22 protein-coding genes are annotated in these 22,436 nt (G+C 67.5%); 7 read left to right on the forward strand and 15 right to left on the reverse strand.

Annotation, left to right across the window (positions count from 1 at the left end; translation table 11 throughout):
* Window positions 1–23 precede the first annotated feature (23 nt).
* The 5 genes from ACJ7Z0_RS13470 to ACJ7Z0_RS13490 form a co-directional block, all read right to left on the reverse strand.
* On the reverse strand, window positions 24–797 hold the full coding sequence (locus tag ACJ7Z0_RS13470) for an esterase/lipase family protein (RefSeq protein ID WP_431127065.1): 774 nt from the start codon (window positions 795–797) through the stop codon (window positions 24–26).
* Between the two features lie 86 nt (window positions 798–883).
* Complete coding sequence (locus tag ACJ7Z0_RS13475; protein ID WP_431127063.1) at window positions 884–1,519, reverse strand: TetR/AcrR family transcriptional regulator; 636 nt, start codon at window positions 1,517–1,519, stop codon at window positions 884–886.
* A 41-nt stretch (window positions 1,520–1,560) separates the two neighbouring features.
* Complete coding sequence (locus ACJ7Z0_RS13480; protein ID WP_434790249.1) at window positions 1,561–2,088, reverse strand: phasin family protein; 528 nt, start codon at window positions 2,086–2,088, stop codon at window positions 1,561–1,563.
* A gap of 17 nt (window positions 2,089–2,105) precedes the next feature.
* Window positions 2,106–2,660 (reverse strand): hypothetical protein, encoded by a 555-nt coding sequence (locus ACJ7Z0_RS13485; protein WP_434790250.1) that lies wholly within the window; start codon window positions 2,658–2,660, stop codon window positions 2,106–2,108.
* 137 nt (window positions 2,661–2,797) lie between these two features.
* Window positions 2,798–4,477 carry a WS/DGAT/MGAT family O-acyltransferase gene (locus ACJ7Z0_RS13490; RefSeq protein ID WP_434790251.1) on the reverse strand — a complete coding sequence of 560 codons (1,680 nt, stop codon included), beginning with the start codon at window positions 4,475–4,477 and terminating at the stop codon, window positions 2,798–2,800.
* A gap of 185 nt (window positions 4,478–4,662) precedes the next feature.
* Here ACJ7Z0_RS13490 and ACJ7Z0_RS13495 point away from each other — a divergent pair, with 185 nt between their 5' ends.
* Both ACJ7Z0_RS13495 and rocF read left to right on the forward strand, forming a co-directional pair.
* Window positions 4,663–6,714 carry a prolyl oligopeptidase family serine peptidase gene (locus ACJ7Z0_RS13495; protein WP_434790252.1) on the forward strand — a complete coding sequence of 684 codons (2,052 nt, stop codon included), beginning with the start codon at window positions 4,663–4,665 and terminating at the stop codon, window positions 6,712–6,714.
* Entirely contained in the window at window positions 6,711–7,634 is a 924-nt protein-coding gene (gene rocF / locus ACJ7Z0_RS13500) for an arginase (protein WP_434790253.1), read from the forward strand. Before ACJ7Z0_RS13495 ends, rocF begins: the two co-directional genes overlap by 4 nt.
* Before the next feature lie 16 nt (window positions 7,635–7,650).
* Here rocF and ACJ7Z0_RS13505 read toward each other — a convergent pair whose 3' ends face one another.
* From ACJ7Z0_RS13505 to putA, 4 genes are all read right to left on the reverse strand, one after another.
* Complete coding sequence (locus ACJ7Z0_RS13505) at window positions 7,651–8,337, reverse strand: DUF2242 domain-containing protein (RefSeq protein ID WP_434790254.1); 687 nt, start codon at window positions 8,335–8,337, stop codon at window positions 7,651–7,653.
* Window positions 8,338–8,425: 88 nt separating this feature from the next.
* Window positions 8,426–9,079 carry a nucleoside/nucleotide kinase family protein gene (locus tag ACJ7Z0_RS13510; protein WP_434790255.1) on the reverse strand — a complete coding sequence of 218 codons (654 nt, stop codon included), beginning with the start codon at window positions 9,077–9,079 and terminating at the stop codon, window positions 8,426–8,428.
* Between the two features lie 34 nt (window positions 9,080–9,113).
* Window positions 9,114–10,388 (reverse strand): Glu/Leu/Phe/Val family dehydrogenase, encoded by a 1,275-nt coding sequence (locus ACJ7Z0_RS13515; RefSeq protein ID WP_431127048.1) that lies wholly within the window; start codon window positions 10,386–10,388, stop codon window positions 9,114–9,116.
* 128 nt (window positions 10,389–10,516) lie between these two features.
* Window positions 10,517–13,489, reverse strand: coding sequence for a bifunctional proline dehydrogenase/L-glutamate gamma-semialdehyde dehydrogenase PutA (gene putA / locus ACJ7Z0_RS13520; protein WP_434790256.1), 2,973 nt, complete (start codon window positions 13,487–13,489; stop codon window positions 10,517–10,519).
* A gap of 88 nt (window positions 13,490–13,577) precedes the next feature.
* Between putA and ACJ7Z0_RS13525 the strand changes: the two genes are divergently transcribed.
* Window positions 13,578–14,051: an Lrp/AsnC ligand binding domain-containing protein gene (locus ACJ7Z0_RS13525; RefSeq protein ID WP_434790257.1), complete on the forward strand. Its 474-nt coding sequence runs from the start codon at window positions 13,578–13,580 to the stop codon at window positions 14,049–14,051.
* Here the strand turns inward: ACJ7Z0_RS13525 and ACJ7Z0_RS13530 are convergent.
* Window positions 14,048–14,734: a YggS family pyridoxal phosphate-dependent enzyme gene (locus tag ACJ7Z0_RS13530; protein WP_434790258.1), complete on the reverse strand. Its 687-nt coding sequence runs from the start codon at window positions 14,732–14,734 to the stop codon at window positions 14,048–14,050. The two genes, ACJ7Z0_RS13525 and ACJ7Z0_RS13530, sit on opposite strands and share 4 nt — an antisense overlap.
* A 51-nt stretch (window positions 14,735–14,785) precedes the next feature.
* On the opposite strand from ACJ7Z0_RS13530, the gene ACJ7Z0_RS13535 reads away from it, so the two are divergent.
* The 3 genes from ACJ7Z0_RS13535 to ACJ7Z0_RS13545 all read left to right on the forward strand — a co-directional run bounded on the left by ACJ7Z0_RS13535 (window position 14,786) and on the right by ACJ7Z0_RS13545 (window position 18,086).
* The gene (locus tag ACJ7Z0_RS13535; protein ID WP_354396606.1) at window positions 14,786–15,829 is read left to right on the forward strand and encodes a type IV pilus twitching motility protein PilT; all 1,044 of its coding nucleotides are present in this window, start codon (window positions 14,786–14,788) and stop codon (window positions 15,827–15,829) included.
* A gap of 170 nt (window positions 15,830–15,999) precedes the next feature.
* A complete protein-coding gene (locus ACJ7Z0_RS13540) occupies window positions 16,000–17,136 on the forward strand; it encodes a PilT/PilU family type 4a pilus ATPase (RefSeq protein WP_431127040.1) in 1,137 nt (378 codons plus the stop codon).
* Between the two features lie 41 nt (window positions 17,137–17,177).
* Window positions 17,178–18,086, forward strand: coding sequence for an NAD(P)-dependent oxidoreductase (locus ACJ7Z0_RS13545; RefSeq protein WP_434790259.1), 909 nt, complete (start codon window positions 17,178–17,180; stop codon window positions 18,084–18,086).
* A gap of 43 nt (window positions 18,087–18,129) precedes the next feature.
* Here the strand turns inward: ACJ7Z0_RS13545 and ACJ7Z0_RS13550 are convergent, their stop codons facing one another.
* The 3 genes from ACJ7Z0_RS13550 to ACJ7Z0_RS13560 form a co-directional block, all read right to left on the reverse strand.
* Entirely contained in the window at window positions 18,130–18,888 is a 759-nt protein-coding gene (locus tag ACJ7Z0_RS13550) for a BON domain-containing protein (protein WP_434790260.1), read from the reverse strand.
* Window positions 18,885–19,529, reverse strand: coding sequence for an SIS domain-containing protein (locus tag ACJ7Z0_RS13555; RefSeq protein ID WP_431127034.1), 645 nt, complete (start codon window positions 19,527–19,529; stop codon window positions 18,885–18,887). The genes ACJ7Z0_RS13550 and ACJ7Z0_RS13555 overlap by 4 nt, the downstream gene beginning before the upstream one ends.
* Before the next feature lie 65 nt (window positions 19,530–19,594).
* Entirely contained in the window at window positions 19,595–19,972 is a 378-nt protein-coding gene (locus ACJ7Z0_RS13560; RefSeq protein ID WP_434790261.1) for a YraN family protein, read from the reverse strand.
* Window positions 19,973–20,017: 45 nt separating this feature from the next.
* Between ACJ7Z0_RS13560 and rsmI the strand changes: the two genes are divergently transcribed.
* A complete protein-coding gene (rsmI, locus tag ACJ7Z0_RS13565) occupies window positions 20,018–20,977 on the forward strand; it encodes a 16S rRNA (cytidine(1402)-2'-O)-methyltransferase (protein WP_434790262.1) in 960 nt (319 codons plus the stop codon).
* Between the two features lie 3 nt (window positions 20,978–20,980).
* On the opposite strand, the gene ACJ7Z0_RS13570 is transcribed toward rsmI, so the two are convergent.
* On the reverse strand, window positions 20,981–21,715 hold the full coding sequence (locus ACJ7Z0_RS13570; RefSeq protein ID WP_434790263.1) for a glutathione S-transferase: 735 nt from the start codon (window positions 21,713–21,715) through the stop codon (window positions 20,981–20,983).
* 53 nt (window positions 21,716–21,768) lie between these two features.
* On the reverse strand, window positions 21,769–22,401 hold the full coding sequence (locus ACJ7Z0_RS13575) for an FMN-dependent NADH-azoreductase (protein ID WP_434790264.1): 633 nt from the start codon (window positions 22,399–22,401) through the stop codon (window positions 21,769–21,771).
* Window positions 22,402–22,436: the final 35 nt, after the last annotated feature.

Below are 22,436 nucleotides of genomic sequence, written 5' to 3' on the forward strand. Positions count from 1 at the left end.
CCCGCCGCCCCCAACTCAGGCCTTCAGGCCTTCCGGTCCGGATCGGGATAGACCAGCGGCCCCAGCAAGCCGCGGTTGAACGGCTTCCACTGGCCCTCCGGCTGGGCCAGGCGATCGGCCAGGGCATAGAGCACTGCGGGATGCGCGCCGAGTCCGAGATGGCTGGCCACCACCTCGATGTTTTCTGCCTGCGGTCCCGGCTTCTCGATGCTGCAGCGCCACGCGACGACACCGTCGGTGCGGCTGAAGATCGAGGTCGTGGGCACCGGCGGCGTGGGCTGCACGAACTTCATGCGGCGCGGGTCGTGCGAGCTCTGGCCGCTCACGCCCTCATAAACGCGCCATGCGTTGGTGGCGCGCGGGCTGCCGGAAAACGGGCTGCCCAGGGTCACGACGTTGCGCACCAGGTCCGGCTGCGCCGACGCCAGAAGGCGCGCATAGATCCCGCCCAGGCTCCAGCCGATCACGCTGACCTTCTGGCCGCTTTTCTCGTGCAGGGACTTGAGCAGCGCAACCATGCCATCTTCCACGCCCTGGCGCGGACCGAAGTTGCGGCCCAGGCCCCAGCCGTGCGCGTCGTAGCCGCGGCTGCACAGGTAGCGGCGCAGCACCAGCGTCGAGCCGTCGCCCGCCACGAGGCCCGGCAGCACGAGCACCGGGTGCCCGTCGCCGCGCGGCGTGAGCTGCAGCAGCGGCCACATGGCGATGCCGGCACCCGTTTCCCAGAGTGCGCGCGCTTCGGCCAGCATCAGCAGGCCCGATGGCGGCGCGATGTGGTCTCGGGTTGCAGTGGTCATGAGGGCAGCTTTCCTTTCTGGTCTTTGTTCTATAGGACGAGCATGGCGAACCAAAGTTTCACCGCCCCGTCGGACGACAGCGATGTTTATCCGAGGTATTTGCCCCGCAAGTAATCAAGGTAAGCCCTCGATTCGCTCGAAACATACGGGGAAATCAGGGTGAGCGTGTAAAAAGCCGCCAATCCGGGGTCGGCCTGCGCCAGCGCGTCGCGCCCCGGCACCAGGCGTTCGAACGAAAGCCAGCAGGTGGTGGTGAAGACCATCTGCAGCGCAAGGATGCGCGCCTGCTCGGCGCTGGTCTCGATGACGCCCGATGCCACCAGCCCTTCGCAGAGCGCCTGGGCCGCCAGCAGGTTCTGCGCGGTGAGCGCCTGCGCGCGCTGCCCGAGCGTGGGGTATTCGCTGGCCAGGAAGGCCATGTCCCGATAGATGAACCGGTACTGGTCGATGGCTTCGAAGCGCAGGTGCAGCGCCAGCCAGAGGTCGTCGATGGCGGTGATCGCACCGGAAGACCCGTCGAGCACCTCGAGCCGCTGCTCGAAACGCCGGAACAGCCACTCGACGATCAGCTGCTTGGCCTTGAAGTGATAGTGCAGGTTGCCCGGACTCATGCCGAGCTCGGCCGCGATCTTGTGCGTGGACACCGCCGCGAGGCCTTCCGCGTTGAACAGCGCAAGGCTGGCCTGCAGGATGCGATCGCGCGTGGTGTTGGAACTGGCCACAACCGGCTGCTGCGTGCGTCGGTGCTTCGCTGGGCCGATGCTCAGCGCTTGCCGCTGCCGCGCGGGCCGGCGTTCTTGGGGTCGAGTTGGGCGAGGCGTTCATGCAGCCGGGCCACTTCTTCGCGCAAGGCCTGCACCTCTTCGGCGCTGGGCATGCCGAGCCGCTGCAATGCGGTGGCAACGCGCTGGTCGAAGACGTCTTCGAACTTGCGAAGGCCAAAGCTGTCGAGGCTCGGAAAGCCGCGCGGAATCGCCGCCTTGGCGCCATTGGCGACGTCGGGCTTGACCTGGCCGATGCCCAGCAGCCCCTCGATCACGTTGGCCTGCCGCTTGGCGACGTCGTTGCGCACGTTGCCAAGCACCTTCAGGCCCGCGCGCAGCAGGCCTTCGGCGCCGCCGGCCTTTGGGTCCGGACGGGCTTCGGGTGGTGTGACAGCAGCAGTTTTTTTCTTCGCTGGCGCAGCCGTCTTCCTGGCTGCGGGTGCTTTCCTGGCCGTGGAGGCTTTCTTCGCAGGCGCCGCCGCCCTCTTCTTTTGCAGATTTGGGGTCGGGTCGGGACGGGTCGCCATGCGTTCTTGCTCCAGGATCAGGCTGCCTTGCGGGCAGCGGTGCGGCGAACCGGCTTCTTGGCGGCGGCGGCCTTGGCCTTCACGGTGCGCACGGTCTTGGCTTCTTCGGTGCCGCTCACGCGCACTTCGATCTGCTTGGCACCGGCAACCACCTTGTCGGCGATCTGCACCGACACGTTGGCGATCGGCTGGTTCAGCGCGTTCAGGGTTTTGACCACCGAGGTGACGATGGGCGATTCGACACCCGCCACACGGCCGGCCACGGCTTCGATGCCGCTGGTCGTGCCCGCGGCCACGCGGTCCATCACCGAAACGATGCGGCCGGTGTCGATGTCCAGGCGGTTGGCCAGGAAACCGTTGATCTTTTCTTGCGCGCCGATCAGGTTGGCCTTGACCTGTTCGCTCACCAGCGGAATCTGGCGGCTGCCCAGGAATTCGCTGTAGCGCGAAGCAGCGCCGCCGAGCAGGCGATGCACGCCGGCACGATAGGCACCCACCAGGGTCTTGCCGGCGTCGTTGTACTGGCCGATGACGTGGATGGCTGCGGAAGAGAAAGAAGCTTGCGTGGTCATGTGGATTTCCTGGAAGTTGATTGATCGGTCGCGGATTTGCGATGGAGTGATCTTCTTCCAGAGCGCCTAGGCCTGAAAAGCTAGAACCGTCGGAAAACTAGTCCAACTGCCCCAATTTTCCGGCCATGGCCTGCCGATCATGCCGCAGCAGCGGCCCTGGCGCGCTTGGCCGGCGCGGCGGGCTTGCGCGGCGGCGCCTTGCCAGCGGGCGCCTTGGCGGGCACTTTCCTGGCGGCGGTCTTGGCCGCCGGCGCCTTGGCTGCAGGGGCTTTCGCCGGGAGCGCCTTCTTGGCTGCGGCCTTTTTCACGGCAGGTTCCACCGCGGGCTTGGAGGCGGGCTTGGCCGCTGCCTTCGCGACAGGTGCCGGCTCGGGAGCCGCGGCCTTCGGCGCTGCCGCGGGGTGGCTCTGCGTCAGGCTCATCAGCAGCTGGTGCTCGGCCAGCAGGTAGTCGCCGATCTCGGTGATGTCGGGCACCGCGCGGCGGCAGGCGATGAGACCGTAGTCCATGCGGCCGTTGTAGCTCTGCACCGTGACGTTGAGCGCCGTGCCGTGGCTCGCGATGGAGACCGGGTAGTAGCTGGTGACCAGTGCGCCTGCAAAGTACATCGGAAACGGCGCGCCGGCCACGTTGGAGATGGCCACATTGGCGGCCGGCGGCAGCAGGTTCACGAGCCCAGAGCGCCCGACCATCGAGGCGATGCCCGACACCAGCCAGGGCGCGGCAAAGGTGGGAAAGTCGTCCAGGATCACCGCCTTGAAGCGGTTCATGGTCGACTTCGAGCTGGTCGACGAGGCGTTGATGGCCTTGAGCCGCTGCACCGGGTCGGTGATGTCGGTGGCCAGGCTCACGAGGATCATGCTGGCCTGGTTGTTGGCGGTCTCGTCGCCGGCTTCGCGCAGGCTCACGGGCACGCCGGCCACCAGCGGCTTGGCGGGCAGCTCGTTGTTGTCGGCCAGGTAGTGGCGCAGCGCGCCGGCCACCGTGGCCATCACCACGTCGTTGAGCGACACGCCGAAGTGCTTGGCGATGTGCTTGGTCTCGGCCAGCGAAATGGTGCGGCCCGCAAAGGTGCGCTGGTTCGTGATCGACACGTTGAGCGAGGTGCGCGGCGCAAAGAGGTTGAACTTCTTGGGCGCGGTGGCTGCGTTCTTCTCGGCCGCCTTCTCGTCGGGCTTGGCGAGGCCGCCCAGCGCACGCGCAATGGCCGGCGCCATCTTGAAGAGCTTGACGTACTGCTGCGCCGTGTTGCGCAGCGCCGCGGTCGCGAGTTCGGCCATGCCCAGCTGGTAGCCGCTGCTGCGCGGGCGTGAGCGCGGCGGCTTCACCACGCGGCCCGTGGCTTCGAGGTCGAAGATGGCCTTGCCGAGCGCCACGCCGGCCTGCCCGTCGATGCCCGCATGGTGCACCTTGGTGTAGAGCGCCACCTGCCCGCTCTTCAGGCCGTCGATGATGAAGAACTCCCACATCGGGCGGCTGCGGTCGATCAGCGTCGAATGCAGCCGCGCCACGTACTGCTGCAGCTGCCGGTTGGTGCCGGGCTTGGGCAGCGTGATGTGGCGCACGTGGTAGTCCAGGTCGATGTCGTCGTCTTCCACCCACACCGGGTTGGTCAGGTCGAAGGGCATCAGCGCGAGCTTGCGCGTGAACACGTCGGCCAGGTGGATGCGGCTGGCCATGAACTGCTTGGCGTCCTCGTAGAAGTCGCCCTTGTAACCTTTGGGCAGGTCGAGCACGTTGAGCGAGCCCACGTGCATCGGCATCTCGGGAGTCTCCAGATGCAGGAAGGTGGCATCAAGACCGCTCAGGTGTTTCATGTGTCATGTCTCCTTGTGTGCGCAGGCGCCGTTCGGCAGGATACCCGTGCACAGCCCTGCGAATCGGGGCTAAAGCATTGAACGCGGGTTTGTCCCGAGACCCCTGCGCGGTGCGCTATTAATTCAATAGCTTTCGCCGGGCCGCGAGACATGCCCACTTCACGCCGGATTCGTACACTGGGCCCATGACATCCATCGCTTCCACGCAGACCGACGAGTTCCTGTGGCTCGAAGACATCGACGGCGCCGAACAGCTCGCATGGGCCCGGCAGCACAACGCCAAGACCGTGCAACGCTATGCGCAATCGCCCGCCTTCGAGCGCATGGAGCAAGGCATTCTCGAAGTGCTCGACTCCGATGCGCGCATTCCGATGGTGCGCAAGATCGGGCTGCTCTTCTACAACTTCTGGCGCGACAAGAAGAACCCCAAGGGCGTGTGGCGCCGCACCACGCTGGCCGAATACCGCAAGCCGCAGCCCGACTGGGAAACGGTGATCGATCTCGATGCGCTGGCCGAGGCCGACAAGGAAAACTGGGTCTGGCACGGCGCAGAGGGCCTGCAGCCCGAGTACAAGCGCTGCCTGGTCTCGCTCTCGCGCGGCGGTGCCGATGCCGACGTGGTGCGCGAGTTCGACCTCGAGCTCAAGCAGTTCGTCTCCGGGGGCTTCACGCTGCCCGAGGCCAAGAACAGCATCGCATGGAAAGACATCGACCACCTCTACGTGGCGACCGATTTCGGCCCCGGCTCGATGACCAGCTCCAGCTATCCGCGCATCGTCAAGGAGTGGAAGCGCGGCACGCCGCTTGAGAGCGCGCAGGTGGTGTACGAAGGCGGCATGGACGACATGACGGTGAGCGCCTGGCGCGACAACACGCCGGGCTTCGAGCGCGACTTCGTCTCGCGCCAGATGGACTTCTACGACAGCGAAACCTGGCTGCGCGGCAGCGACGGCCGGCTGGCGAAGATCGACGTGCCCGACGATGCCAATGCCGACATCACGCGCGAGTGGATGCTGGTCGAGCCCCGCAGCCCCTGGACCGTGGCCGGCACCACCTACAAGCCGGGCTCGCTGCTGGCGACGAAGTTCGACGACTACATGGCCGGCAAGCGCGAGATCACGGTGCTGTTCGAGCCCGACGACACCACCGCGCTCGACGACCATTCGTGGACCCGCCACCACCTGATTCTCAACGTGATGCACGACGTGGTGAACAAGCTCGAGGTGCTCACCCCGCAATCCGGTGAATGGAAGCGCGAAAGCCTGGGCGGCGCGCCCGAGCTCTCAACCATTGCGGCCGGCGGCATCGACGAAGACGAGAACGACGACTATTTTCTGACCGTGAGCGGCTTCCTGCAGCCGACCACGCTCTACGTCGGCACCATCGGCCAGGGCGAGCCCGAGCCGCTGAAGGACAGCCCCGCCTTCTTCGATGCCTCGCGCCATCGGGTGAGCCAGCATTTCGCCACCTCGAAGGACGGAACGCGCGTGCCCTATTTCGAGATCGCGCCGAAGAACCTGCAGGCCGACGGCGGGAACCCGACGCTGCAATACGCCTACGGCGGCTTCGAGATCTCGCTGCAGCCGAGCTACAGCGGCAGCATCGGCCGCGCATGGCTCGAACAAGGCGGCGTCTACGTGGTGGCCAACATCCGCGGCGGCGGCGAGTACGGGCCACGCTGGCACCAGGCCGCGCTGCAGCAGAACCGGCTGCGCACCTGCGAAGACTTTGCCGCTGTTTCCGAGCACCTCATCGCGCGCAACATCACCTCGCCGCAACACCTGGGCGCCATGGGCGGCAGCAACGGCGGCCTGCTGATGGGCAACATGCTCACGCTCCATCCCGGGCTCTACGGCGCCATCGTGAGCGAGGTGGCGCTGCTCGACATGAAGCGCTACACCCAGCTGTCGGCCGGCGCCTCGTGGATCGCCGAATACGGCGACCCGGAAGATCCGGAAGAATGGGCGTGGATCCAGGCGTTCTCTCCCTACGAGAACGCCAGGCCGGGGCAGCCCTACCCGCCGGCGCTGTTCACCACGTCGACGCGCGACGACCGCGTGGGCCCGGTGCATGCGCGCAAGATGTACGCGAAACTGGCCGCCATGGGCTACGACACCAGCTTTTACGAGAACATGGAAGGCGGCCACAGCGCGGCGGCGGACAACAAGGAATCGGCCTTCATGGACGCCCTGGGCTACGCCTATCTCTGGAAGCACATCGGACGCACATCGACATGAGCAACGACAACGGCACCACCCTCGAACTGATCGGCGCGCCCACCGACATCGGCGCCAGCGTGCGCGGTGCCGGCATGGGCCCCGACGCGCTGCGCGTGGCGGGGCTTCCGGAGGCGCTTGCGAGGCAGGGCTTCACCGTGCTCGACCGCGGCAATCTCGCCGGGCCGGCCACGCCCTGGACCGCACCCGCCAACGGACTGCGCCACCTCGACGAGGTGATTGCCTGGAACCGTTCCGTCTATGCGTCGGTGGACGCCGCGCTGGGCAGCGGCCACGTGCCGCTCATGATGGGCGGCGACCATTGCCTTGCCATCGGCTCGATCAGCGCCGTGGCCTGGCATGCGCGCAAGCGCGGCAAGAAGCTGCGCGTGCTGTGGCTCGATGCGCACTCCGACGTCAACACCGAAACCACCAGTCCGAGCGGCAACCTGCACGGCATGCCCGTGTCGTGCCTGCTGGGCCACGGGCCCGCGGTGCTCACCGGCTGGAGCGGCGAGCGCGCGGCGCTCGAGCACGACGCCATCCGCTTCATCGGCATCCGCAGCGTCGACGCGGAAGAGAAGGAAGCCATTCGCACCCTTGGCCTGCACGTGTTCGACATGCGCCACATCGACGAGCACGGCATGCGCACCACCATGACCGAGGCGCTGCAGGACGTGGGCGAAGACACCCACCTGCACGTGAGCTTCGACCTGGACTGCCTGGACCCGAACATCGCGCCAGGCGTGGGCACCGGTGTGCGCGGCGGCCCGACCTACCGCGAGATGCAGCTGTGCATGGAAATGATCGCCGACACCGGCCGGCTCGGCTCGGTCGACGTGGTGGAACTCAACCCTGCGCTCGACGTGCGCAACCAGACCGCCGAGGTGGCGGTGGAGCTGATCGAGAGCCTGTTCGGAAAGTCGACGCTGGTGCGCTGAGCGCGTCAGGCCGGTCTCAACCTGGGTTCGGTACCGGCTTCACCGGAAAAGGCGTGGCCGGCGCCGGGGGAGCGAGTGGCGCGGACGGCCGCGGAGCTTCGGGCGCGACGCTGGGGGTTGCGGGCTCTTCGCCGCCCTGGCCTTCGAGAAAGCGATCGAGCAGCGCAAAGAAGCGGTCGTAGAAGAGTTCGTCGGTGAGCGTCTCGCTGGCCACCTTGACCATGGCGTCGTCGCTGCCGGCAAAAGGCAGAGAAAGCGAGCCGAAGGCGCCCACTCCAACGCTGGCTGAGCTATTGACTTTCTTGATGCCGTAGCGGTCTTGCAGCGCGGTCGCAAAGGCCACGGTGCTTCGCTTGCCGGCCTTGCCGCCTTCGCGCGCGCACACCACGCGGAACTCGACCTCCACGTGCACCTCGAAGGCCGGCTGGAAACTCTTGCGCCCCGTCACAAGGTCGGGGTTGGCCGCGTTGATCATGTAGCCCTGGCTCAGCAGGGCGCGGCGCGCGGCTTCGCAGGTCTGGGCCTCGGTGGCGGCGTAGCTGCGCGTGTGGGTGGTGGTGGAGTCGAACTCCTCGGTTTCGTACGACACCCGGCGCGGGCTGCTGCCGCAAGCGGCGAGCAATAGGGCCGACAACAGGCCGAGGACCAGAACCGGAGCGCGAACGACGGAAAAGGCAGATGAGAAGCGAAGGGACATAGTCATGGCGCGGCGAATCCTAACCGGCGTCTCCGCCGGCGAGGTTTTCGAGCATCGCCGGGCGCCGGCGTTCCCAGCGCGGCGCAAGAATTTTTCAGGACCAGTGCAGCACGTGGTGCGCACGCACGCGCGTCGCGGCAATCAACCGTGCATTGGGCGCGTCGGTTCGGGCCACCCAGTCGCGCGCCGCCTCGGCGCTGCGGCCGAACTGCTGGTGGCGCTTTTGCAAACGCTCTTCGCGCACCGCATCGTCGATGTCGACGTACCAGACCTCGTCGAGCATCGCCGCCGCGCCGGCCCAGGGGCCGTCGTCGTGCAGGAGATAGTTGCCCTCGGTAATCACCAGCTGAGTCTCCGGCAGCACCGCGATGGCGCCAGCGATCGGCTCCTCGATCTCTCGGCGGAACTCGGGGGCGTAGACGATGGGGTCGTCCGGCCCCTGCTCGCGCAGCCGCTGCAGCAGCGCCACGTAGCCCGCGCTGTCGAAGGTATCGGGCGCGCCCTTGCGGCCGGCACGGCCGAGCCGTTGCAGCTCGACGTTGGCCAAGTGAAAACCGTCCATCGGCACGGCCTGCGCGCGGCTCGCGCCCACCGCCTGGAGTAACGCCAGCGCGAGCGTGGACTTGCCCGCACCGGGAGCGCCGACCAGCCCCAACAGCTTGCGCCGCCCGCCGGCCATCAGGGCATGCAGACGGGCCATGCCGTCGGCGGGAATGGAGGGAAGTTCTTGCGCGGGGATGGTGCTCATCCCCCGAGCGTACAACCCTCCGGCGCTTCGAAAATCAGGGATACAGGCCGCGTTCCTGGCGGGCCATCAGGATGCGCTCGCAAGCCACCGCATAAGTGGCGGTGCGCAGCGAGATCTTGTGCTTGTCGGCCGTGTCCCAGATCTGGTTGAGCGCGTTCATCATGATGCGGTCCAGGCGCACGTTGATCTCGTCCTCGTCCCAGAAGAAGGACGAGAAGTCCTGCACCCATTCGAAATAACTCACCGTCACGCCGCCAGCGTTGCAGATCACGTCTGGCACCACCAGCACGCCGCGCTCGGCCAGGATGTCGTCGGCCACCGGCACCGTGGGGCCGTTGGCGCCTTCGAGCACCAGCTTGGCGGTCGTTTTCTGCGCGCGCTCGGCCGTGATCTGGCCTTCGAGCGCGGCCGGAATCAGGATGTCGCAGGCCACTTCCCAGAAGTCTTCGTTCGGCACGATGTCGCCGCCGGCCTTGAAGCCGACCACGCCGTCGGTGCGCGAGATGGGCACCAGCTTGGCCAGGTCGAGGCCGTTCGGGTTGACGATGGTGCCGGTGTGGTCCTGCACCGCGACGATCTTGGCGCCCGCCTCGGCAAAGAGTTCGGCCGCGACCGAGCCCACGTTGCCGAAGCCCTGCACCGCGATGCGTGCGCCGCGCAGGTCCATGCCCAGGCGTCGCGCTGCTTCGCGGCCCGTGACGAACACGCCGCGGCCGGTGGCCTTGACGCGGCCGAGCGAGCCGCCCAGGTGCAGCGGCTTGCCGGTGACCACGCCGGTGGCGGTGCCGCCGACGTTCATCGAATAGGTGTCCATCATCCACGCCATGATCTGCGCGTTGGTGTTCACGTCGGGTGCGGGAATGTCGGTGTGCGGGCCGATGATGATGCCGATCTCGCTGGTGTAGCGGCGCGTGACCTTCTCCAGCTCTTGCAGCGACAGCTTCTTGGGATCGACGCGGATGCCGCCCTTGGCACCGCCGTACGGCAGGTTGACGGCCGCGGTCTTGATGGTCATCCAGGCCGACAGCGCCATCACTTCTTCGAGCGTGACGTCGGGGTGGAAGCGCACGCCGCCCTTGCCCGGGCCGCGGCTCATGTTGTGCTGCACGCGGTAGCCCTCGAAGTGGGCGATGGTGCCGTCGTCCATTTCGATCGGCACGTCGACGATCAGCGCGCGCTTGGGGCGCTTGAGCGTTTCGACCCAGCGGGCCAGCGGGCCGAGGTAAGGCACCACGCGGTCGACCTGCGAGAGGTACGTGCCCCAGGGGCTGTTGGCGGTCGGATTGACGAAGGAGAGCTTTTCACTCATGGGAGGTCCCTTGGTTTGAATGGATGGCCGCAACGATAGACCTCTCCCGCCCGCTGCGCCATGGCTTATGCGCGCCGCGCTGTCGGGTTATGCAAGAGAGGCTTGGCCGGCCAGCCTCGGCCAGGGGCCTACGCCACGGCGCTCAGCAGGGCCGCATTGCCGCCGGCCGCCGTGGTGTTGACCGTGACCGTCTGTTCGGCGCAAAAGCGATACAGGTAGTGCGGCCCGCCGGCCTTGGGCCCGGTGCCGCTCAGGCCCTCGCCTCCGAAAGGCTGCACGCCGACCACCGCGCCGATGATGTTGCGGTTCACGTAGATGTTGCCCACGTGCGCACGGGTGGCGAGCGCCTGGGCGCGCGAATCGATCCGGGTCTGGATGCCGAGCGTGAGGCCGTAGCCCAGCGCGTTGATCCGGTCGATCACCTCTGCGGGCTCGCTCAGCTCGCCACGGCCCCAGCGCGCGATCTGCAGCACCGGGCCGAAAATCTCGCTGGTCACGCGGTCGATGGAGCTCACCTCGTAGGCCTGCGGCGGAACCAGGTTGCCCTCGGTCGAAGAAGAAGCCGGTGCAAGAAGGCGCTTCGCTTCCGAGTCCAGCCGCTTCAGGTCGCGTCGGATGTTGTCGGCGGCTTCGCGGTCGATCACGGGGCCCACGTCGGTCGCCAGCAGGGCCGGGTCGCCGGCGGCCAGTTCCCCGGCCGCGCCGCGGATCATCTCGATCACCGCGTCGGCGATGCTGTCGTGCAGCACCAGAAGGCGCAGCGCCGAGCAGCGCTGGCCGGCCGAGCGGAATGCGCTTTGCACCACGGCATCGACCACCTGCTCGGGCAGCGCGCTCGAATCGACCAGCATCGCGTTGATGCCGCCGGTCTCGGCGATCAGCGGCACGATCGGGCCGTCCTTGGCGGCGAGCGCGCGATGGATGATTCGCGCCACCTGGGTCGAGCCGGTGAACACCACGCCCGCCACGCCGGGTGCCGAGACCAGCGCGGCACCGACGGTTTCGCCCGGCCCGTGCAGCAGCTGCACCGCGTCGGCCGGCACGCCGGCGGCGTGCAGCAGCTTCACGGCCTCGAGTGCGACGGCCGGCGTCTGCTCGGCCGGCTTGGCCAGCACGGTGTTGCCCGTGGCCAGCGCGGCCGCCACCTGGCCCATGAAGATCGCAAGCGGGAAATTCCAGGGGCTGATGCAGACCCAGGGCCCGCGCGCGGTGAGCCGCAGTTCGTTGCTCTCGCCCGTCGGGCCGGGCAGCGCCACGGGCTGCATGATGCGCTCGGCCTCGTCAGCGTAGTAGCGCAAAAAGTCGATGGCCTCGCGCACTTCGGCGACCGCGTCGCCCCAGGTCTTGAAGGCCTCCTTCACCAGCAGCGCGCAGAAGCGCGGCAGCTCGCGTTGGAGCGCATCGGCGGCCTGGCGCAGCATGGCGGCGCGCTTTTCCACCGGGGTCTTGCGCCAGCTACGGAAGCTGGCGGCGCTGGCAGCAACGGCCCTTGCCGCACTGGCGGCATCGAACGCTTCGACGCGAGGCACGGCAGTGGTCGCCAGGGCCGCCAGCAGCGGCGCGCGCATCGACTCGACCGCAAGGTCCAGGCCTTCGCTGTTGCGCCGTGCCGGCGCCGGACCGTAGAGCGCCGGCGGCAACGGCAAGGCAGGGTTGGTGGCCTCGAGCCAGAGCGGCGACATGAGCAGCTCGTCGACGTCCACCGTTTCGTCGCCCAGCTGGTTCACGAACGACGAATTGGCGCCGTTCTCCAGCAGGCGCCGCACGAGGTAGGCCAGCAGGTCCTTGTGTTGGCCCACCGGCGCATACACGCGCACCGGCGCGGCCGTGCTCTTCATCACTTCGCGGTACACGCCCTCGCCCATGCCATGCAGGCGCTGCAGCTCGAACGGTGCCCGCGCCGCTTCGGCCATCTGCAGGATGGCCGCGATGGTGCCCGCGTTGTGCGTGGCAAATTGCGGATAGATCGCGTCGGGCGCCGAAAGCAGCGCGCGCGCGCAGGCCAGGTAGCTGACGTCGCTGTGGTGCTTGTGCGTGAAGACCGGGTAGTGCGGCAGCCCGAGCTCCTGCGCACGCTTGATCTCGGCGTCCCAATAGGCGCCCTTCACGAGGCGGCACATCAGGCGCAGCCGGTGCTTGCGCGCCACCGCCGTGACATGCTCGATCAGTTCGAGCGCGCGCGTCTGGTAGGCCTGCAGCGCGAGGCCGAAGCCGCGCCACTGCGGCTGCTCGGCCGCCACGCGCGCGGCCAGCGCCTCGAACACGTCGAGCGACAGCTCGAGCCGGTCGACTTCTTCGGCGTCGATGGTGAGGTTGAGGTTGGCCGCGGCCGCCAGCTCGCACAGCTGCCACACGCGCGGCACCAGTTCGCGCATCACGCGTTCGCGCTGCGCGTCTTCATAGCGCGGATGCAGCGCGCTGAGCTTGATGGAGATGCCGTCGTTGTGCTCGGGCGGCCTGGCCGCATCGGCACCGGCCGCAATGGCGCGGATGGCATGCGTATAGCTCTCGAGATAGCGCAGCGCATCGGCGTCGGTGCGCGCGCCTTCACCGAGCATGTCGTAGCTGAAGCGCAGGGCGTCGTGCTTGCGGTGCGCCGAGCGGGCCTCGTCCATGGCTTCGGCAATGGTCTGGCCCAGCACGAACTGGCGCCCCAGCAGCTGCACCGCGCGCAGCGTGGCGGCCACCACCGTGCGTGCGCCGAGCTTGGCCATGAGGCCGGGCGGATGGTCGCCCTCGGGCAGGAATTTCTTCGACATCGCGATGGCCGCGGACGAAAGGCGCGACAGCGTGGAATCGGCTGCGCCGTCGAAATCGGCGCGGCCCAGCTGGTCGGCCGTGAGCGCAATGGCCGTGGCGGCGTCGGGCACGCGAAGCAGCGCCTCGGCCAGACGCATCAAGGCCAGGCCCTCTGCGCTGGAAATGGGGTATTCGCGCAGCAGGCTTTCCATGGCCCAGAAGGGCGGCGGGTGCCGGCGCACCGCCTCCACCCAGGGGCGCGCGGCGGCGGCCGCCGCGCTCCATTCGAGTGCGCCTGCCAGCGAGGCGAGGCGGTGCGAGACGACGTCGGCTTCGGGCCGGTAAGGGATGGGCAGGTGCATGGCAGTTCCTTGGTTCTATCCCCTATGATCTTTGGATATAGACCGAATCTTTTGCCAAAAATGACAACCTCGACCGGATAATTCACCAATGCACGACATGGACCTGGACCGCATCGATCTCCGGCTCCTGAAGATTCTTCAGCAGGATGGCCGCATCACCAACCTCAAATTGGCCGAGGCGGTGGCGCTCTCGCCCACCGCGGTGCTGGCCCGGGTGCAGCGGCTCACGCGGGACGGCTTCATCCTGGGCTACGAGGCCCGGCTCGATCCCCACAAGCTCGGGCGCGGCCTCACCGTGTTCGTCGAAATACTGCTCGACCGCACCACGCCCAACGTGTTCGACCAGTTCAAGGCGGCCGTGCAGGTGCGCGACGAAATCATGGAATGCCACATGGTGGCGGGCGGCTTCGACTACCTGCTCAAGACCCGCATGGCCGACATGGCGGCCTACCGCGAGTTCGCGGGCACCGTGCTGTGGCAACTGCCCGGCGTGCGCGAAACACGCACCTACGCGGTCATGGAAGAAGTGAAAAGCAGCGCGCGGCTGCCGCTGGGCATCTAGCGGCGGCCGAAGATCGCGGTGCCGATGCGCACCATTGTGCTGCCGGCGCTGATGGCCGCCTCGAGGTCGGCGCTCATACCGAGCGAAAGCGTGTCCATCTCGATGCCCGCGGCCCGAATGGCGTCGTAGACGGCACGGGCGCGAAGGCAGAGTTCACGCTGCGCGGCGAAATCCGGTGCCGGTTCGGGAATGGCCATGAGCCCACGCAGCCGCAAATGTGGCAAAGCCACCACAGCGCGCGCGAGCGGCAGCGCCTCTTCCGGCGGCACGCCAGACTTGTTCGCGCCGCCATCCACGTTGACTTGCAGGCACACCTGCAGCGGCGGCAAATGCGCCGGCCGCTGCGCCGAAAGGCGCTCGGCAATCTTGATCCGGTCGATACCGTGCACCCAGTCGAAATGCTCGGCCACGGGCCGCGTCTTGTTGCTTTGCAGAGGGCCGATGCAGTGCCATTCGAGTTCCGAGCGCAGATCCGAAAGCGCCTCGATCTTGTCCAGGCCCTCTTGCACGTAGTTCTCGCCGAAGGCCCGCTGCCCTGCCTCGAAGGCCTCGCGCACAGCCTCCGGCCCGAAGGTCTTGGACACCGCCAGCAGCCGGACTTCGGCCGGGTTGCGCCCCTCGGCGGCGCACGCCTTTGCTATCCGGCTCTTTACTTGCTGGAGGTCGTCGCCAATCATCGTCATAATCGTCCCCAAATCGTATCAAAACGTCACCGAACTCGATCGAGGAGCCCCGTGGACATTACCCAACTGCTGGCATTCAGCGTCAAGAACAAAGCCTCCGACCTGCACTTGTCGGCCGGGCTCCCGCCGATGATTCGCGTTCACGGCGACGTGCGGCGCATCAACGTCGATGCGCTCGACCACAAGGCGGTGCACGCCATGGTGTACGACATCATGAGCGACACGCACCGCAAGCACTACGAAGAGTTCCTGGAGGTCGATTTCTCTTTCGAGATCGACGGCCTGGCGCGCTTCCGCGTGAATGCGTTCAACCAGGCGCGCGGCGCGGCCGCGGTGTTCCGGACCATTCCTTCGAAGATCCTCACGCTGGAGCAGCTGAACGCGCCCAAGATTTTCGCGGAACTGGCGCTCAAGCCCCGCGGCCTGGTGCTGGTGACCGGGCCCACCGGCTCGGGCAAGTCGACCACGCTGGCCGCGATGGTCAACTACCTGAACGAAAACGAGTACGGCCACATCCTCACGGTGGAAGACCCGATCGAATTCGTGCACGAATCGAAGAAGTGCCTGATCAACCAGCGCGAGGTCGGGCCGATGACGCTCTCGTTCTCCAACGCGCTGCGCTCGGCGCTGCGCGAAGACCCGGACGCCATTCTGGTGGGCGAGTTGCGCGACCTGGAAACCATTCGCCTCGCGATGACCGCGGCCGAAACGGGCCACCTGGTGTTCGGCACGCTGCACACCTCGTCGGCCGCCAAGACCATCGACCGGATCATCGACGTGTTCCCGGGCGAAGAAAAGGAAATGATCCGCGCCATGCTGTCGGAATCGCTGCAGGCCGTGATCTCGCAGACGCTGTGCAAGACCAAGGACGGCCAGGGCCGCGTGGCGGCGCACGAGATCATGCTGGGCACGCCGGCCATCCGCAACCTGATCCGCGAAGCCAAGGTGGCGCAGATGTATTCGGCCATCCAGACCGGCCAGGGCGCGGGCATGCAGACGCTGGACCAGAACCTGACCGAGCTCGTGCGGCGCAGTGCCATTTCGGCGGCGGAAGCGCGCGGCAAGGCCAAGATTCCCGAAAACTTCCCCGGCTAGATGTGGCTCGCCCCCAGTCTGCGCGCACTTCGTGTCGCTTCGCCAACCCCCTACCGGGGGCAACACCAGCGGCCCGGCAAAGCCGGTTCCGCGGTGTTCCCAGAATGGGGATCACCTTTTAAACGCCGCGTTCGTCGAATAATGACGGCACACTGAATCAGGAGTCGCACATGGAACGCGATCAAGCCAGCCAGTTCATCAACGACCTGCTCAAGCTCATGGTGAGCCGCAACGGCAGCGACTTGTTCATCACCGCCGACTTTCCGCCCGCGATCAAGGTCGACGGCAAGGTCACCAAGGTTTCGCAGCAAGCGCTTGGCGCGCAGCACACGCTGGCGCTCACGCGCTCGGTCATGAACGACCGCCAGACGGCCGAGTTCGAGCGCACCAAGGAATGCAACTTCGCGATCTCGCCGACCGGCATCGGCCGCTTCCGCGTGAACGCGTTCGTGCAGCAGGGCAAGGTCGGCATGGTGCTGCGGACCATTCCGGCCAAGCTGCCGACCATCGACGGCCTGGGCATGCCGCAGGTGCTGAAGGACGTGTCGATGACCAAGCGCGGCCTCACCATCCTGGTGGGCGCCACGGGCTCGGGCAAGTCGACCACGCTGGCGGCAATGGTCGACTGGCGCAACGAGAACTCCTACGGCCACATCGTGACGGTGGAAGACCCGGTCGAATTCGTGCATCCGCACAAGAACTGCGTGGTGACGCAGCGCGAAGTGGGCATCGACACCGACAGCTGGGAAGCCGCGCTCAAGAACACGCTGCGCCAGGCGCCCGACGTCATTTTGATGGGCGAAATCCGCGACCGCGAGACCATGGAGCATGCAGTGGCTTTTGCCGAAACAGGCCACCTGTGCATGGCCACGCTGCACGCCAACAGCGCCAACCAGGCGCTGGACCGGATCATCAACTTCTTCCCCGAAGAGCGCCGCGCCCAGCTGCTGATGGACCTGTCGCTGAACCTGCGCTCGCTGGTCTCGCAGCGTCTGGTGCCCACCGAGGACGGGCTGGGCCGCGTGGCGGCAGTGGAAGTGCTGCTGAACACGCCGCTCATTTCCGACCTGATCTTCAAGGGCGAGGTGGGCGAGATCAAGGAGATCATGCGCAAGAGCCGCAACCTGGGCATGCAGACCTTCGACCAGGCGCTGTTCGACCTGTTCGAGAGCCATTCGATCACCTTCGACGACGCCATCCGCAACGCCGACTCGGCCAACGACCTGCGCCTGCAGATCAAGCTCAACAGCCAGCGCGCGCGCAGCACCGACCTCGCGGCGGGGACGGAGCATTTCGCGATCGTCTAGACGCGTGACGCGGGCGCCGCGTTGGCTTTAAGCTCTCGTCCATGAGCAGCATCAACTCCCGAACCTACGAATCCACCCCCTCCCAGACGGTGGCCTTTCTGGGCCTTGGCGTCATGGGCGGGCCGATGGCCGGGCACCTGGCCAAGGCCGGCCACAAGGTCACTGTCTACAACCGCACACCGGCCAAGGCCCAGGACTGGGTGGCCGAATTCGGCGCCCCCGGCCGCCATGCCGCCACCCCGCGCGAAGCGGCGACCGACGCCGACATCGTGTTCAGCTGCGTCGGCAACGACGACGACCTGCGCGCCGTGGTGCTGGGCCCGAACGGTGCCTTCGCGGGCATGAAGCAAGGCAGCGTCTTCGTCGACCACACCACCGCTTCGGCCGACGTGGCGCGCGAGCTGTCGAATGCGGCGCAGTCGGCCGGTTTCCAGTTCATCGACGCGCCGGTGTCCGGCGGGCAGGCCGGCGCGCAGAACGGCGCACTCACCGTCATGTGCGGCGGCGACAAGACGAGCTTCGAACGGGTCAAGCCCGTGATGGCCGCCTTTGCGCGGGCCGTCACGCTGCTTGGCGCGAGCGGCGCCGGCCAGCTCGCAAAAATGGTGAACCAGATCGCGATTGCGGGGCTGGTGCAGGGCCTCTCGGAAGCCATTGCCTTCGGCCAGCGCGCGGGCCTCGACATGAAGGTGGTGCTCGACGTCATCGGCAAGGGTGCCGCCCAGAGCTGGCAGATGGACAACCGCGGCAAGACCATGATCGAAGGCAAGTTCGACTACGGCTTTGCCGTCGACTGGATGCGCAAGGACCTGGGCCTGGTGCTCGACGAGGCCAAGCGCAACGGCGCGCGCCTGCCCGTGACGGCGCTGGTCGACCAGTTCTATGCCGACGTGCAGCAGGCCGGCGGCAAGCGCTGGGACACGTCGAGCCTGATCACCCGGCTCAAGTAAAAAAAGAAAGCCCGCGCAAGCGGGCTTTTTCTTTGTTTTACGGTCAGCGCACCGGCGTGGGCGTCGCGCCGCCGGGCTGGGCCGGCGGCAGCGGTTCCATCGGCGGCAGCGGCACGCGCGAAGAAGACGAGGATGGCGCGGGGCCAGGTGCGGGCGCAGGTGCAGGCGCCCCCGTGCCGCCGCGCTGCGCCTGGTTGGCCAGTTCCGATTCGCTCACGATCTCGACCACGCGCACCACCTTCTGCACGCCCGAGATGCCGCGTGCGATCTCGGTCGCGCGGTCGGTTTCGCGCCGTGTGGCGATGCCCATCAGGTAGACCACGCCGCGTTCGGTCACCACCTTGAACGAATTGGCGAAGATGTCCTTGGCGTCGAGCAGCGAAGCCTTGATCTTGCCGCTGATGAACAGGTCGTTCGAGCGTTCCTGGAAGGTGCTGGACTGGCCGATGGTGAGTTCGTTGACCACCGAGCGCACGTTGTCCACGCGCTGGATCACGTCCTCGACGCGGCGGCGGTCGGCCTCGCTGCCCACGGCGCCCGTCAGCAGCACCTGGCGGTTGTAGCTGGTGACGCTCACGTACATGTTGTCGTTGGCAATCTCGCGCACGCGCGCGGCCGCACGTAGTTCGATGCCCTGGTCGTCGAGCTGGGCTCCCGAGCTGCGGCGGTCGGTCGCCACCATGCCCATGCCCACCGCGGCGGCGCCCCCCACCACCAGCGGCACGCAGGCCGAAAGCCCGGCAACCAGCACGGCCCCCGAGGCAAATGCAATGGCGATGCGTTGGAACGGTGTCGTCGTCATGTAGAAGCTTCCTGTTCTCCGAGTAACTGGGCATCCACGCCGTCGCACAGGCAATGCAGTGCGAGCAGGTGGACTTCGTGGATGCGGGCCGCACGTTCGTGCGACACGCCGATCTGTACATCCGTTTCGCGCAGCGCGCGCCCAATGGCGCCGCCGGTTCCGGTGCTGCCCGCGCCGGGCGATGCCGGCTGGCCGGCGCTGGCGTTGCCCAGCAGCGCGACCACGGTCATGTCGCGCTCGTGCGCGGCCAATACCGCGGCCAGCACGGCGGCCGACTGCCCACTGGCGCTGAGCACCAGCAGCACGTCGCCGGCCTGGCCGAGCGCGCGCACCTGACGGGCGAAGCGGTCGGCGTCGATGGCGCTGGCGCTGTCGGCCGCGGGATCGGTGGTGTCGCCGGGCAGTGCGATGGCGGCCAGTTCGGGCCGCTCGCGCTCGAAGCGGCCGACGAACTGCGCCGCGAACTGCGCCGCAAGCAGGCCCGACACGCCCGCACCACAGGCCAGCACCTTGCCGCCGCTGGTCACGCACGCGAGCAAGGCCTGCATGGCTTGCGAAATGGGTTTGCTCAGGACTGGGCCGGCCTGGTACTTGAGGTCGGCGCTATCGATGAAGTGTTGCTGAATCCGTTGCTCGAGCATGGGGCGGGATGATACCGGGGGGCGATGAAACAAGACGTGTGTGGTGTGGAGCTTATGCCGAGCGCTCAGTTCCCGCCCGCATCGAATGCGGCCTTCAGCCAGGTGATGCGCTCCTCGACCAGCACCACGTCGAACCGGCACGGCGGCAGCGTGCGCAGGTTGTTCAGGTAATGGCGCGCCGCAAAGACGATGCGCCGCTGCTTGACCCCCGTGATGCTGCCGCCCGCCCCGCCGTGCGCGCCGGTGCTGCGCTGCCGCACCTCGACGAACACCAGCGTGGCGTCCTTCGGATCGCGCATGATCAGGTCGATCTCGCCGCCGCCGCGCCCGGGCGTTCGATAATTGCGCGCAACCAGCACCAGGCCGGCATCCTGCAGGTGGTCGAGCGCGGCGTCTTCCGCGGCATCGCCACGACGCTTCGTCGTCGTTGTGATGGTCTTCATGCGTGCTCCCTGCCGTTATCTTTTTTGTTTCTTCGGAGAAACCCATTGGCTTCATTTGCACCCGCTTCTTTCGGCGCCGTCCTTGCGGCCGCGCGCGACGCCTCGGGTGCACAGCATTATCCGCAGGGTACGCTGTACGTGGTGGCCACGCCCATCGGCAACCTGGCCGACATCACGCTGCGCGCGCTGCATGTGCTGCAGATCGTGGACGCCATTGCCTGCGAGGACACGCGCCACACACAAAGCCTGCTGCGCGCCTACGGCATCGACCGGCCCGGCGGCCAGCTCCTGGCCGTGCACCAGCACAACGAGGCCGAGGCGGCGCAAACCGTGGTTGCGCGGCTCGCCCAGGGTGAGCGAATCGCCTACGTGAGCGACGCCGGCACGCCGGGCGTGAGCGATCCCGGCGCTCGGCTGGTGGCGGCCGTGCGCGCAGCCGGCCAGCGCGTGCTGCCGCTGCCGGGCGCGAGCAGCGTGACCACGCTGGTCGGTGCGGCCGGGCTGGTGGCCGAGGGTGGAAGCGACGGCAATGCCAGCAGCGCCTTCGTGTTCGCGGGCTTCCTGCCGACGAAGGCCGGCGAGCGCGACACCGCGGTGCAGGCGCTCGCGCAAGAGCCCCGCGCAGTCGTGCTGCTGGAGGCGCCGCACCGCATCGAGGCCCTGGCCCGCGCGCTGGCCGCGCTGGGCGAGCGCCGCATCACCGTGGGACGCGAGCTCACCAAGCAGTTCGAGGAGATTGCGACCGTTGCCGCCGCAGAGTTGCCGGGCTGGTTTGCCGCCGGCCGCGACCGCACGCGCGGCGAATTCGCGCTCGTGCTGCACCCGGTGGCCGCATCCACCGACGATGGCGCCGAAGGCGAACGCGTGCTGCGCCTGCTGCTGGCCGAGCTGCCCGTGAAGACGGCGGTGCGGCTCGCGGCCGAGATCAGCGGCGCGCCCCGCAATGCGCTGTACGAAACGGCGCTGCGCATTCGCAGCGAGGCCGGTTCGGCCGACGACGAATAAACCTCAGCCGTCCAGCTCCGCATAGCGCCTGAAGATCCCGTCTTCATTGAACGCGATGCGGCGCGGGCTTTGCAGGTAGTCGTGCACGCGCTGGCGGCGCCTGACGTTGTCGTGCAGCTTCTCGACTAAGGGCGTGACGGCGAGCGCCCTGCCCGCGGCCTTCGGAAACGCGTAGCGCAGGCCTTCCACCAGCTGGAACAGCGACAGGTCGGCATAGGTGAGCACATCGCCCACGAGGTGCGACGAACCCGCCGGATTGCGCTGCAGCACCCGCTCGAGCCAGTTCAGGAACTTGGGAATCCGCTCTTCGCGGAAGGCCCGCGCGCGCTGCACGGCCGCGTCGCGCTGGTCTTCGTAGTAGGCGCCGGTGGAGATCGGATGGTGCGTGTCGTGCGCCTCCGCCACCACGTCGGCAATGGTGAGCTGCAGCTGGTGCGTCCAGAGGCCGTCGGATTCGCCGACGCCCGCAAGGCCGAGGCGGGGCCCGAGGTACAGCAGGATGGCCGCGGTCTGCCCGACGACGATGTCGCCATCGATCAGGAACGGCGGCGCGAAGGACGGGCGCACGATCTCGGGGTCGTCGAGCCGGTCGCCCAATGCGGACTCGCCGCCGCCCTTCGATTCGGGCAGCCGCGCCACGTCGACATAGTCCGCGCCGGCCGCCTCGAGCGCGAGCCGCACGAATTCCCCGCGGCCCTGGATCGTGGGCCAGTAGTGGAGTTGATAAGTGGTGGTCATCCGGCCATGGTGTCAGGCTCGGCGCGGCCCCGCAACCGCCCGCTTTTAGCCCCTCACAGCCTCTCGGCCAGTTCCACCGCGCGGCGTTTTGCATCAGTCCGCGCGACGGCGTCGACCTCCGGTCCCATCAACGTTTTTTCGACCACGACCGAGCGCACCTCGCGCACGCCGATGAACCGCAGCCACGTCTCGACGTAGGGCAGCTGAAAGTCGAGTTCGTGCGCGGAGCCATCCTTTCCCAGCGGATAGTCCAACCCTCGCGCGCACACCACCGTCGCCATGCGGGTCTGGAGCATGCCCGACAGGCCCGAGGCGTCGAAGCGGAACAGCACGTCCTTGTGCGACACCACGTCGATCAGGTGCTTCAGCTTGTAGGGAATGCCAAAGTTCCACAGCGGCATCGCCAGCACGATATGGTCCGCCGCGTGGAAAGGCGCGGCGATGCGCCGGACCTCGTCCCAGGCCGTTTGCTGGGCATCGGTGAGCGGCACACCGTTGATGCCGGCGTACTTGGCGTCGAGCATGTCTTGCGACAGTTCCGGAAGCGCCATCGTCCAGGGGTTGAGCGTGGTGACACGGCACGCCGGGTGCACGCGCTTCACCTCGTCAATGAATGCGCCGGCCACTTCGATGCTGGCGGAACGCGTTTGCCTTGGCGATGTCTCGATGTACAGGAGTTCTTTCATGGCTTGCAGGGCGTGAGTGGTTCAGGTCAGCCGAG

Origin of the sequence: Variovorax palleresanus (assembly GCF_051144945.1) — a bacterium.
Lineage (GTDB): Bacteria > Pseudomonadota > Gammaproteobacteria > Burkholderiales > Burkholderiaceae_C > Variovorax > Variovorax paradoxus_S.